12 protein-coding genes are annotated in these 13,415 nt (G+C 36.4%); 4 read left to right on the top strand and 8 right to left on the bottom strand.

The genetic code is table 11. The annotated features are described in order from the left end of the window. The first annotated feature begins 153 nt into the window (after positions 1 to 153). The 3 genes from V7014_RS14985 (at position 154) to V7014_RS14975 (ending at position 2,425) form a co-directional block, all read left to right on the top strand. Positions 154 to 615 (top strand): YndM family protein, encoded by a 462-nt coding sequence (locus tag V7014_RS14985; protein WP_335508241.1) that lies wholly within the window; start codon positions 154 to 156, stop codon positions 613 to 615. Positions 616 to 804: 189 nt separating this feature from the next. Continuing rightward, positions 805 to 1,161: a YolD-like family protein gene (locus tag V7014_RS14980; RefSeq protein ID WP_335508240.1), complete on the top strand. Its 357-nt coding sequence runs from the start codon at positions 805 to 807 to the stop codon at positions 1,159 to 1,161. A 40-nt stretch (positions 1,162 to 1,201) separates the two neighbouring features. Continuing rightward, positions 1,202 to 2,425, top strand: coding sequence for a DinB/UmuC family translesion DNA polymerase (locus V7014_RS14975; RefSeq protein WP_335508239.1), 1,224 nt, complete (start codon positions 1,202 to 1,204; stop codon positions 2,423 to 2,425). A 93-nt stretch (positions 2,426 to 2,518) separates the two neighbouring features. Here V7014_RS14975 and V7014_RS14970 read toward each other — a convergent pair whose 3' ends face one another. The 7 genes from V7014_RS14970 to V7014_RS14940 all read right to left on the bottom strand — a co-directional run bounded on the left by V7014_RS14970 (position 2,519) and on the right by V7014_RS14940 (position 11,802). Then, entirely contained in the window at positions 2,519 to 2,779 is a 261-nt protein-coding gene (locus V7014_RS14970) for a Dps family protein (RefSeq protein ID WP_335508249.1), read from the bottom strand. 9 nt (positions 2,780 to 2,788) lie between these two features. Beyond that, the gene (locus V7014_RS14965) at positions 2,789 to 4,690 is read right to left on the bottom strand and encodes an alkyl/aryl-sulfatase (RefSeq protein WP_335508238.1); all 1,902 of its coding nucleotides are present in this window, start codon (positions 4,688 to 4,690) and stop codon (positions 2,789 to 2,791) included. A gap of 80 nt (positions 4,691 to 4,770) precedes the next feature. After that, positions 4,771 to 6,141 (bottom strand): DUF1254 domain-containing protein, encoded by a 1,371-nt coding sequence (locus V7014_RS14960; RefSeq protein WP_335508237.1) that lies wholly within the window; start codon positions 6,139 to 6,141, stop codon positions 4,771 to 4,773. 389 nt (positions 6,142 to 6,530) lie between these two features. After that, the gene (locus V7014_RS14955) at positions 6,531 to 7,652 is read right to left on the bottom strand and encodes an NAD(P)-dependent alcohol dehydrogenase (protein WP_335508236.1); all 1,122 of its coding nucleotides are present in this window, start codon (positions 7,650 to 7,652) and stop codon (positions 6,531 to 6,533) included. A gap of 20 nt (positions 7,653 to 7,672) precedes the next feature. Next, entirely contained in the window at positions 7,673 to 9,172 is a 1,500-nt protein-coding gene (locus V7014_RS14950) for an aldehyde dehydrogenase family protein (protein ID WP_335508235.1), read from the bottom strand. 30 nt (positions 9,173 to 9,202) lie between these two features. Continuing rightward, the gene (locus tag V7014_RS14945) at positions 9,203 to 10,840 is read right to left on the bottom strand and encodes a flavin-containing monooxygenase (RefSeq protein ID WP_335508234.1); all 1,638 of its coding nucleotides are present in this window, start codon (positions 10,838 to 10,840) and stop codon (positions 9,203 to 9,205) included. A gap of 62 nt (positions 10,841 to 10,902) precedes the next feature. Continuing rightward, positions 10,903 to 11,802 carry an alpha/beta hydrolase gene (locus V7014_RS14940; RefSeq protein ID WP_335508233.1) on the bottom strand — a complete coding sequence of 300 codons (900 nt, stop codon included), beginning with the start codon at positions 11,800 to 11,802 and terminating at the stop codon, positions 10,903 to 10,905. A gap of 190 nt (positions 11,803 to 11,992) precedes the next feature. Between V7014_RS14940 and V7014_RS14935 the strand changes: the two genes are divergently transcribed. Beyond that, positions 11,993 to 12,685, top strand: coding sequence for a response regulator transcription factor (locus tag V7014_RS14935; RefSeq protein WP_335508232.1), 693 nt, complete (start codon positions 11,993 to 11,995; stop codon positions 12,683 to 12,685). 434 nt (positions 12,686 to 13,119) lie between these two features. On the opposite strand, the gene V7014_RS14930 is transcribed toward V7014_RS14935, so the two are convergent. Further along, on the bottom strand, positions 13,120 to 13,415 hold a 296-nt coding region (locus V7014_RS14930; RefSeq protein WP_335508231.1), incomplete at its 5' end, for an MFS transporter.

Here is a 13,415-nt window from a genome sequence, read left to right as displayed (position 1 = left end):
ACCCTCACCGATTAAAGTTTCACTTTATCCTTAGAATTTGTAATCAATATGGAAATATGCAGACAGCTTATAAGAAATTCTATTAATAAAGTAAAGTCCTGTCTGAATATATTTTCATACCTAATACACAATAGTGATAAAGGAGTTGAAATCATGAAACATATTCCCGCTTTCTTAGTAAAATGTGTTGCGAGTTTTTTTATTTTGTGTTTGGTTCTAGGTTATTTTTATAACATGTCTTATTTTGAAGTATTTTTAATCACAATCGTTCTAAGTGTTTTTGCTTATATTTTAGGCGACATGCTAATTTTATCAAGAACAAATAACATAGTCGCTACTATTAGCGATTTCGTTTTAGCATTCTTCTTTACATGGGGGTTGAGTACAACCCTGACAAATGATAACAATGCATTTTTCATTAGGTCATTTTTTGCCGCCGCTAGTTTAGCTATCTTTGAATATTTTTTCCACAAATACTTAGTTAAAAAAGTTTTTATCGATAAAGAACATATGCAACAACAAAAAACAACTCTGCGTTATCAAACAGAGGTTTCAGAAGAGTTTCATCCAATTAAAACAGAGGAACTTAGCAACTATCACAAGCCGAATGAATAAGTGATTTTTTGATTCAGTCTTTATTGGCTGGATCTTTTTATTTTTTAACAAAAGTGACTCATTAACCTCCTAAAAACTCCCTCTTGAAAAGAAGAACATTTGTTCGTATAATTATCAATAAAAAGAACATTTGTTTGCATAAATATTACCGAAAGAGCATATGTTAAAGATTAAAAGGGATGATTTATAATGGCGTATCAAGATAGAGGAATGATGAAATGGCAAGGATTTGTATTATCAGAACACAATGAAGATATGAGTTATCATAATCGAAAAAAGACTGTTCCTATCTTCTTAGATGAACAATCTCTAGAATTATTCAACGAAATGTTACTTCTATCTCATAAAAACCAATCAACTATTAAAATTGAGTATGCTTATACTCACGATCCATATGAGTCTGTCAAACATGCTATAGGATATGTTTGGAAGTATGATGCCATTATTAAGGGTATTCATTTAAAACACATTGATGGCACAAAAGGCGAATTTATCCCAATTACAGAAATTCGATCAATATCAGAGGTAGACAGCTATGGAATTTAACCTATCTACCCTACCACGAAGAGATATTTTATGTGTCGATATGAAATCTTTTTTTGCGGCAGTTGAATGTGTTAAGCGCGGCCTAGATCCCTTGACTGCTTATTTAATTGTTATAGGAAAGAAAGAACAACAAGGATCTGTTGTATTAGCATCCTCACCTGCTGTAAAAAAAGAATTCGGGATTAAGACAGGTAATCGTCAATTCGAGATTCCAAAAGATTCGCGTATTATTATAGCCGAGCCTAGTATGAAACTTTATTTATATATAAATCGCATCATTCAAGACATATTCAGAAATTATGTTAGTGATGACGACCTTCATATATACTCAATTGATGAATCATTTCTTGATGTAACAGCTTCTCGTAAATTATTAGGTGATAAATTTACAATCGCTAAAAAAATACAAGCAGCTATTGAACATGAATTAAACCTTTGTGCAACAATCGGAATAGGGGACAATCCTCTACTTGCCAAGTTATGTCTTGATAACGAAGCGAAAAAACGACCTGATGGAATCGCTTATTGGAGTTATGAAGATGTTCCAAATACTGTTTGGAAAATTAAAAAGTTAACCGATATGTGGGGAATCGGCCCACGCACCGCAAGAACGCTAAATAGAATGGGTATATGTACAGTATCTGGTCTTGCCAAATACGATGTTAAACTATTGAAGAAAAGATTAGGTGTCATGGGTGAACAACTATATTACCATGCATGGGGTGTGGATTTTAGCCGACTAAGTGAAAAAGTTCCACCACGAGAAACAAGCTATGGAAAGAGTCAAATATTATTACGAGATTATCAAGACGCACATGAAATTGAAACAGTCATATGTGAAATGGCAGACGATGTTGCGGCTCGTTTACGCAAGCATAATGCCGTTGGAGAAGTAGTTCATTTAACTGTTGGCTTTAGCAAACAAGAATATGAAAAAGGCTTTTCACAACAGATGAAATTAGAAACGCCTACTGATTTAACCTCAAGAATTACAGAAGTTTGCCTTACTATTTTTCGCAAGAGATACAATAGACAAATTGTACGTTCGATCGCCATCTCAGTTGGGAAAATTTCATCTAAAACGAATATGCAGCTTAACCTTTTTGCAGATACAGAAAAAATTCAAAAAGAAGAAGCTCTAGATGCTACCATTGATGGTATTCGAAATAAGTTTGGAAAAACAGCTATATTGAAAGCATCGTCGTATACAAATGGAGGAACCGCTCTTAAAAGGGCTGGCTTAGTTGGTGGACATCAAGGATGATGATATGTTCCTCCTTTAACTCATTAAGACATTAGCTCTTCAGCTAATGTCTTTTTTATTGGTTTTGTATCCTTCTTTTACAACAAAATCACTTTATCCTAAGTAAGCTTTTAACATCCACATATTTTTCTCTAAAGTTGCTTTTATTCCTAAAAATAAATCGCCAGTTTCTTCATCTTTTTCTTCACTCGCTATTTCTAACAGTGTATCAATGTCATTTGCAATTTCTATGAAATCATTCAGTATAATTTCAACCATTTCATTTGCATTTTCAGAGTTACTTGCTTCTTTAATGGTTGCGATTTCTAATACTTCTCGTAATGTACCTACTGGTTGCCCATTTTTAGGTTTAATCTCTACCAGTTAAGGAGTTACTATATTTAAATTAGTAGTAAAATTATCTAATAATGATAAAAAGTCATTTAGTTGGTTTTGATCTCCTATCAAATTCAATTTACCAGCAGTCATCGCTTGATCTAGTGTGAGACGACCAAATGCAATCATATAGAACGTTAATTTATCAGAAGTCAGTGTCACATCTGGATTAGTATCTAGCTTATTTTCCTTGCTGTTCAATACTGAATTTTCTAAATAAACGGTATAATTTTGATTAATATCTGAGAGGGTTACGTTTATAGTTATTCTTTTACCATCTGCTTTTGGACCGTTTAATTTTACTGATAATAACTTAAAGAATTCCTTTACTGGAATATTATTTGCCATTGTAGAAGTATTAAATGTGGTAGTTATTAAACCATTTCTTAACTCCGACGCTCCAACAAGATAAAAATTGCGCCAAATAGCAGATTCGGCTTGATAGCCTAATTGTTCATAGGTTTCAGCTAATAGTGTTTTTGCTTCTGTATTATCTGGTTCCGCCATGACAACATTCTTTAATACTTGAGCAACCCAGCGATACTCACCTTTTTCAAAATCAGCTTTTGCTTGCCTTACTATCTTTTTTGCTCCACCCATGTATTGCACATATTTTTGACCTGTTTCTACTTGAGGTAGAGGATCTAAATCAGAAGGATGCGCGCTATAAAATCCTAAATAATAATTGTAAACACCTTTTGAATTATGCTTTAAAGTACCATAATACCCGCGATTACCCCAATGCTTACTTAATGAATCCGGGAATTTAATTGTTTCCGCAATTTCATCCATATTATATCCATGGTTAGCAAGGCGAATCGTTTGATCATGCATATATTTATATAAATCACGTTGCAATTTCATATGATTTAAAGCACGTTCTTTTCCCCATATAGGCCAAGCATGTGCCATAATCAACGCTTCAATTGCTTCATTTTCAAATAAATCAATAGTTTTATCAATTGCTTCCGTCCATGATAAAGCGTCTCGAGTTTTTGCACCTCTTACCGCATAAATTTGATTCATGGATTTATTTAGGTTATCTGAAACAAATAATGAATTGTAATCATGAATATAAAAATGCATTTGAACAGGCGCTTCTGTATTAGGAGTTAGTAAAAATTGAAAGGTTATACCATCTATAATCATAGTTTCGATTTCATTCTTAATTTCGACATTCGGCTGTTTATAGCTCATTTGACCCGTGCCAAAGGTATGACCAATACCCATAGATACATACCCCTTGGGACCAGCAGAAATAGGCAAACCAGCTTGATATTCAGCGCGACGGCTCATAATGGGCCCTAAAAGAACATTCTCACTTAATGCTTCATCTGAAAAATATTCAGGAGCAATAATTGGAATTTCGGGATTTTTGGCATACTCTAAAACGCCCTGTATACCTGCAAAATGATCCATATGACTTTGACTTATAATGATGGCTGTTACTGGCTTCTTAGGTCGATGTTTAAAATATAATTCCATAGCGTCTTTTGCAGCTTCATTACTACTTGATACATCACAAACAATAACTCCTTCTGTACCTTCTACTATAATTGTACTGCATATACTTCGTCCTCGAATTTGATAGACTCCATCCACTACTTTAAATAACCCATTTATAGTGTGTAGTTGTGAGTTTCGCCATAAGCTTGGATTCACCGTATCAGGCGCACTGCTATCGATATCAATATATGACAGACTTTCAAAATCCCAAATCACTTCTCCTTCATCGTTTTTTCCATTCGTTTCAAAAGGTGCGATAAAGCCTCTACGTGCATCTTCAAAGTCTTGCCTGTCCTCGAAATTCAGATTGCTATACACTTTTTCTTGTATTTTTTTTGTAAAGGAAGTAGCTGGCATAGATTCAGTGATTACAATACTTTTCATTTAATAACCTCCATAAAATATTTTTGGAATGTATCTTCAAAATCTTAAATTACTAACTGGTCAATAGTTTATTTTTCTTACTAGTCGACTTTTTCCAAATCATTGAATGTCCATTGAAACTCTTTATTTTTTACAGAATAATCTACAAAATACAAACGAAAAATTAAGAAGAATGGCTTATCCTTTTCTGTGGAAATCCAGTTAGATTCTTTTCCAGCTGGAGGCTCTGGAGAAAAAAAGAGATCAATAGAGCCGTCCTCATTCTCCTGCAAATTTTGATTGTATGAGTCAAGCCCAACAACTGTGGCTTCTCTTATAAATGCAGATGAATAGTAATCGTAAACATTTATAGACCAAAACTCATTCTTAGGTAGCTTGGCGTGTGGTGGAATGCGCAGACAATATGTATTCGTTCCGTCCAAGTCATCCCCATTACTATCTCTATATGATTTGATGTATAAATTTGGCGCCGGTGTTTTACTAGGGCCAAATGCAGCGACAAACATTCCCGATCGCTCATCGATAAACAGGCATTTCTCTGGATCTAAAAAGGAGAAAAAAGATTTTCCCGTATTTTTCAATATAGACTGCCACTGAAGATTTTCCCACCATTTAACCCCATCGTTTTTAAATTTTTCGCACATAAAGACCAGCGCTTCGGCTATTGATTTGCGTAAAATTTCGGTCATAGCTTCGTCTGGATTAAAAGTCAAATCTTTGCCTATTCCAAGAGAAAGAAGCTGTCCCATTATAGCCAAATCACGTTCGTAAATAGGCTCTTCCGATATCATACGCGCAAGCGAAACATAAAATCGTTCATCAAAATTAGCTAAGCCGTTAAAGAGGACATTTGTCATATCTATAAAGTTAGAAGATTTCGGTTCGCTGGAAAGAGGATAAATTTTAAACTTTTTGATGAATTTAACCACGTTTTCCGTTTCCTCTACTTCTTTTGTTTTAGGAACAATTCTAAGTAGGCTATAGATGTTATTAGTAGAAAATTGTACAGGAATATATCCACGAGGAACATTTTCTTGATACCCAGGTGGCAATAACAAAAATTTCCCGCCTTTTCCTTCATCTATGCCTTTTACACCTATATCTATAATGGGAAGATGCCATGAGTCGATTAGTGAACCCCAAAGTGCTGCCTCTTCTTCCGGGGGTACCTCAACAACAATAGGTCCTTGTTTTAAATTACAGAAAAACATTGCATAATTTGTAGTATTATTAGGAGTTGTAGCTTGATATTTCCAATCTGCAAATTTAGGGTAATAAATTATATCATTGTACTGAGCATTAGCATCGTTAAAGTAAGCCTGGCGCATGGCATCAAAATTAACTAGTGGCATGCCCCAAATTGCAGCTTCCACAGCTCTGCGCTCAATTTCGTTCTTTTTTAGTTGTTCTCTTGTAAATTTTAATTGTTCTTTTGTTAATATTAATGACATAGTTAGTGAAACCCCTCTCGAAATTAATTATTCTATTAGAACAAAAAACTAACTTGGCATTAGGAGGAAGTATTTTGCCAATTTCCTGTGGAGATGTTTTTTATTAATCAGCAAAGGGTGATATTCCAAATGATTCTCAACTTAGAGCAATCAGGAAATATATTCGAGGCATAAAACTCTCAGGACTAATTTAACAAGACAAAGATAAATGAAAAAGTGTCAACAAAAAACATTTTGTTTTTCATTGGCACTTTTATTTTACGGACTTTTTCAGTGGTCTCACTTTCTCTTACGCTTTTTTAAAAAAGGTAGAGCAGGTATAGCTTGAGTTGATACGTAATTTTTCATATTAACCCTACATAGCTATTTGTATTAAATTAACATTCATATTAAACCGAATAAGTATCATCTATGATTAAAATAGGCTTGATTACGGAACCATTTACTGAGTCAATAGAAGCTTGATTGATATCTTCAAAGTTATAATATTTTACTAATTTGTCGAATGGGAATCTCCCTTCTCTATAGAATTTCGCTAATTGTGGAATGGATAATTGCGGAACGCCATCCCCCATTATTACACCTACCATACTTTTGCTTACCAATGATAATTCTGCCGTTGGATTAATTTCGATACTATTTTTTGATACAGCCACCGGTGCAAAAAAGCCACCTTTTGCTAAAACGGTTAATGCTGTTTTCATTACAGGACCTACACCAGTTGTATCAACTGAATAATTAACACCTAATTCATCAGTTATTTCTTTCACCTTTTCAATAGGATCTTCTAGTTTACTATTTATTACATGTGTTGCGCCAAGATTTTTAGCAATTTCTAAGCGGCTATCATGAATATCCACAGCAATAATAGTTGAACATCCTTCTATTTTAGCGGCCATCATAGCAGCTAAACCTACTGCTCCTGTACCAAAAATAGCGATAGATGAACCGACTTTCGGTTTTAACCCATTAATTACTGTACCGCTTCCGGTTAAAAAACCACAGCCTAATGGACCTATCAAGCGTAAATCTAAATCTTTATCTACTTTTGTTAAGTTACTTTCCTGGGTTAATGCATGTGTTACAAAGGATGAGTAACCATAGAGATTTCCTACTGGTGTACCATCTTCTTTATGAAATGCATAGCTACCATCACCTCTGACACCTTGATAATTCAATTTCATCCAATCATTGCAAACAGCCGGATGCCCGGTACGACAGCTTGTACAATGCCCACAATAAGCGTAAGACATAACCACATGATCTCCGACTTTAAACGATTTTACGGCCTCTCCTACTTTTTCAACAATCCCGGACCCTTCATGACCTGGTACCATTGGTAAAGGGGCTGAGCCCGATGATCCACCTTTTCTAACGGTTTCATCTGACATGCACATACCTGAAGCAACCATTTTCACTAATATTTCGTCTGGTTGCATCTCCGCTAATTCTAGAGTTTCTAATTGATATTCTTCTCCTGATCTATTTATAACGGCTGCTCTTACCTTCATCATCATGCCCTCCCATTAGTTTAATCTAGATTTAGCCAAACACTTTTCATCTCTGTATACATATCGATAGCTGCTGCACCATTTTCCCTACCGATACCACTTTGCTTATAACCTCCAAATGGTGAAGCTGGATCCATAAGACCATATGTGTTAATCCACACATTACCTGTTCTGAGCGCATGAGCCACTTTATGTGCTTTGCGAACATCTGTGGTGCAGATTCCTCCACCCAAACCATATATGGACTGGTTAGCCATTTTGATGGCTTCATCCATATTATCGAAAGGAATTGCGGATACGACTGGACCAAAAATCTCTTCTTGCGCAATCGTCATACTATTCGTTACATTTGCAAATACAGTCGGTTTTACAAAATAGCCTTTATCTAGACCATCAACCTTTGCCTCTCCGCCTATTACTAATTCAGCGCCTTCGTTTTGTCCAATGTCTATATAATTTAAAATAGATTTTTTTTGCTGTTCTGAAATAACAGGTCCTAAGACGGTGGATGGTGCAAACCCATTACCCAATGTATACGTTTTCGTATAATCTGCCAAATCAGCTACAAATCTGTCATATATGTTCTTTTCCACAAATAAACGTGATCCTACAAAACATACTTGACCCGAATTCGTAAAAATGGCATTAGCAGCATTCTTCAGTGCCAATTCATAATCAGCATCAGCAAAGATAATGTGCGCAGACTTTCCGCCCAACTCTAAGGTTACTTTCTTTATGTTGGAAGCACCTGATCGCATAATTTGTTGTCCAACTTCCGTCGAACCAGTGAAGGCGATTTTATCTACAAGTGGGTGTTCGGTTAACGCATTGCCCAGTGTTGAACCAGGACCTGTCACAATGTTAACAACACCATCTGGAAACCCTGCCTCTTGAACCAATTCACCTAAACGTAAAGTCGATAACGGTGTTTCGGAAGCAGGTTTTAATATGACCGTATTCCCTGTCGCTAATGGCGGTGCTAATTTCATGACTGCTAACGGTAAAGGAACGTTCCAAGGGTTAATGGCACCACAAACGCCGATTGGCTCCCGTCTTGTGTAATTAAATATATCTCCTGGTACTGAAACAGGTATCGTTTCTCCTGTAAATTTAGTTGCCCATCCAGCAAAATAACGGAATTGTTCTGCGCAACTGTTTGCATATCTTGAAGTGAACATTAAAGCTCTCCCATTATCCAGTGTTTCAAGGTGAGCTAATTCTTCAGCATTTTCATCAATGAGGTCAGCGAGCTTTAACAAAAGATTTGCCCGCGCTGCAGGCTTCATTTTTGACCAAGGTCCATCATCAAAAGCTTTACGAGCTGCTTGAACGGCCCGATCAATATCTTCCTTTCCACCTTTGGCAACTGTAGTAATAACATCTCCTGTTGCTGGATTGATGGTTGGCGTTCTCTCTTCTGAGATTGCATCTACCCATTGACCATTGATGAGCATCTTTTTCGGTGTGGAAATAAATTCGGCCGCTTTAGGATGTAGCGGAATTATAGTAGTAGTAGACATACTGGTCCCCTCCATTTATTCTCAATTTTTTTACACTACAGTGCTTGCAGAGGAAACTAAAGAAAATCCCTCATAGCCGTTAGCCGCAATTTCATCGCATTTCTTGCGGTAGTTTCCAACACCACCGAGATAAATCAAAAATCCGCGCGGTTTACCCTCAATATTCGCACCCGTGTACCAGGAGTCCGTTTTTGTGAAAAGCGTGGCTTCGGCGACCTCCCTGCAATGCTTACTCCAGGCATCTTCAGCCTCTAACCTTGCTTCAATTGTATCTACATTATGCTTACGAAGATACTCTAAACAATCTCCAATCCATTCCACATGCTGCTCAATTGATACAGGTACGTTGCTGATTGCGGAAGGACTTTCAGGACCGGTAATCATAAACATATTTGGGAAACCAGCGTTGGCGATGCCGAGGTACGTCTTTGTCTGTGCTCCACTAGCCCATTTTTCTTTTAATGTCACACCATCTTTGCCTTGGATATCGATTTTCATTATTGGCCCGGTCATCGCGTCAAAGCCAGTAGCAAAAATAATCATGTCTAATTCGTACTCAGCGTCTTCAGTTCTAAGACCTTTAGATGTAATCTCCACAATCGGTGCTTGCTTAACATCGACCAACGTAACATTCTCACGATTATAGGTTTCAAAGTAATCTGTGTCCTTTATTGGTCGTTTAGTGCCATAATAGAATGTCGGCATCAGCTTTTCGGCCACCGTAGGGTCATGAACAATCTTCCGTATTTTGGAACGGATAAACTCCGCGACAGTTTCATTGGCTTCCTCATTAATCGTAAGATCCTTAAAAGTACCAGCAAAGGATCCTCCTGTCTCCCAAAGTTCCTCCAAAATCCGCTCACGTTCTTCAGGTTCAACTTCTAGCGCTGAAAGAGTAGCTTGCATCGTCGGAACTCCAAGTGTGGATTCACGCATTTTCTTCTTAATCTCTTTAAAATTTTCTTTTGTTTGTCTGATATACTCTGGGTCATATGGATGGTTTCCCGCTGGGGTGCTATATTGTGGTGTTCGTTGAAAGACAGTAAGGTGACCAGCATCCTTAGCAATTACTGGGATGGCCTGAATACCGCTTGAACCAGTACCGATAATTCCAACACGCTTGCCCTTGAAATCTACCTTTTTATCACGAGGCCAATGTCCTGTATGGTACCACTCTCCCTCGTAATTATCTAAGCCTTTAAAATTAGGAAGGTTTACAGCAGACAGGCAACCTAAACCTGTGATGAAGTATTTGGCTGTGACACTGGTACCATCGTCAAGATGAATACGCCATCTATTATTTGTCTCGTCATATTGCGCCGATTGAATCCTGGTCTTGAACTGGATGTCTGAACGGAGATCGAACTTATCGGCTACAAAGTTAAGGTAACTAAGGATTTCATGCTGTTCTGGATATCTTGAAGTCCAAGTCCATTCCTTGTATAGTTCTTCTGAAAAAGTGTAGTTATAATAGATGCTTTCCGAGTCGCACCGTGCTCCTGGATAACGGTTCCAATACCAAGTACCACCAACATTATCACCCGCTTCGAAAACACGTGTTGAAAAACCAGCCATACGTAAGCGATGAAGCGTATATAACCCTGAAAAACCTGCCCCGACAACAACCACATCGAAATTAGATATTTTATTAGGTTTAGTAGATTTCATTACTTTTCTTCCTCCTTACAGATATAATATTTTTTAAACTCAGGATTGTAAGCCCTTTCAAATTAAAGTCTATTGGTCGCAGTTTGATCTATTTTATTTAAAAACACTGCTATTCTAGAAATAGACCCTTTTATTCGCTCAGGAAAAACCATCATATTAGTAAAATACCCATGGATCATCCCTGACTCGTAAACTTCTTCGACTTTAACTCCTGCATTCTTCAGGTGTTCAGCATAAGCCAATCCTTCATCCCGAAGAACATCACATTCTGCAACAATCACCAAAGCTGGAGGTAAATTACTTACATCATCGGCTAATAATGGAGCTACATATTTATTACGCTTATCCTCCTCATTATTCGTATAATGGTTACCAAACCAAATCATCAGGTCTTTCTCCAAGCCATACCCCTTTTCAAATTCTTGATAAGACTTGGTGTCATAACTCAGGCTAGTTACCGGATAAATTAAAATCTGTGCTTCAATGGATGGACCGTTTTGTTCTTTGGAAATTAACGAAACGACAGTGGAAAGATTTCCACCTGCACTATCACCACCAACGACCAAATTAGAAGCATCCCCGTTTATTTCTGATGCATTTTCACTAACCCACTTTAATGCTTCATATGAATCTTCTAATGGAACAGGAAACTTATACTCTGGAGCTTGCCTATAATCCACTGAAACTACAATTCTTCCTGTTCGATTAGCTAGCATCCTGCAACTAGCATCCGATGTTTCAAGATCCCCTATAACCCAGCCACCACCATGATAGTAAACAAAAAGAGGAAAAGGACCTTGGCCTTCAGGCGTGTAAATTCTGACTTTAATTTCAGCACCCTGTCCAACAGGAATCAGCCGGTTCTCAACTTTTGAGAGCGGTGCAAGCTCTACTTCTACAGGGAGACCTTGTGAAAATAATTCTCTCACTGCTTGTGGCTCCATCGTGTGAAAGGCCGGCATTTGACTATACTTTTCTAAATAAAGTTTAGTCTTTGGTTCTAAATTACCCAAAAACATCTTCCTTTCTTAAGAGAATAATTTTTATATTTTAAGTAATTTCTTAAAATATCTATTTTAATATTACATTTTTTTGTATAATATGAATATTCACACTTTAATATAAGGTTATTCCCTAAAAAGGAGGTAAAAAATGACCTCAGAATATACCATTCGAGAACATGTTCGAAAAATCGGTATCATTTCAAATCACGAAGAACAATTATACAAAATTCTTGAAGTCTATTTAGAACTTTTTCCAGTTCAAAATGCTTATTTATTTAGATATTCTCCTTTAGGCTATCTTAAAGAAGGCATTATTTCACTCTCTTCAACTGGGTTAGTAAATATTATAGAAATGCGCGATGATATTCGGACTTTGCCCTTTATTCAAACAGCCGTTCGTGAAAGAAAGGCAAAATACTGTTCTGGAATCGAATTTTTGAAAATAACAAATAGCAAGTACTTATTTTCTCATGACTTCAACTCCATGGTAGTTATCCCCATTTTTTACAGTTCTGTCGTCATTGGATATATTTGCTCTTTAATTAAGGAAGCGACATTAGATGATAAAATACTTTCATCTTTTACCCTTTACGGAAAACTTGTTGGGAAACTCATTGAGGACTCTAATGGAGTAGACAAAAATACATTACTATTAAGTAAGAGAGAATTAGAAACCATGAAGAGAATCGCAAGGGGGGAAAGTACAAAAGAAATGGCTGATTCCATGAAGATAACCGAATCGACCGTGAAACAATATGTTAAATCGGTAGTTAATAAGTTAGGTGCACAAAATCGAACACAAGCTGTCGCCGAGCTATTCCGAAAAGGTATACTTTCTTAATTAGAAAGCTAACCACGATATTTACGCCAATATTTTGGACTTAAGTTTTAAGCAATTGCAATTCCAATACTTCTACTAAATAATAATATAAGACAACAAATTTATATATAAACAGCAAAACCCGAAAAAATAGACTTTTTTTAGTGTCCATTTTTTCGGGTTATAATTCATAAGGTAACTTCCTTTTTTTGCTGATTCTATCATTATTTATGTGTCACATGAGATAAGCCTGTTTATCATTCTATAAATAATCGTGGTGGCTTACAGTATAACAAACCCTCTTTAGTCATCTTCAAAATTCAGGTAATTTCACCACTTCTTGTTCCTTTTTGTGAAAGAAGTTAGAACTAAATAAATTTGTTCTACAATTTGCCATGCATCATACTCTCCATTTACTTTTATGGAATTTAACAACCAATCAAGCTATTGAATGTTTAGGTTTTTAACGCAATCCTCCTTTCAAGCATTGTTGTTTCTTTCACGTTATCAGGTTTAACAAATAATAAGTAAAGAACAGCAATGATGAGATACAGCCCAGCCAGAGTGTATATGGAATAATGGAAACCAAGTGCCAGATTTGCGCCAGCAGCTTGTACGAATATACCAGTTACAATCGGTGCAGATAATTGAGAAATATTGTTACCTAAAGCCAAAATGCTTGACATGAAACCAGCTCTTTCAGGCATCAATCTAATCATAACTTGTACACCCATCGAGACATTAGTAAGAG

It is taken from the genome of Bacillus sp. JJ722 (genome assembly GCF_036963345.1).
Lineage (GTDB): Bacteria > Bacillota > Bacilli > Bacillales > DSM-1321 > Bacillus_AD.
The sequence above is the reverse complement of the archived record's forward strand: the minus strand, read 5'-3'. Positions and strand labels throughout refer to the sequence as shown.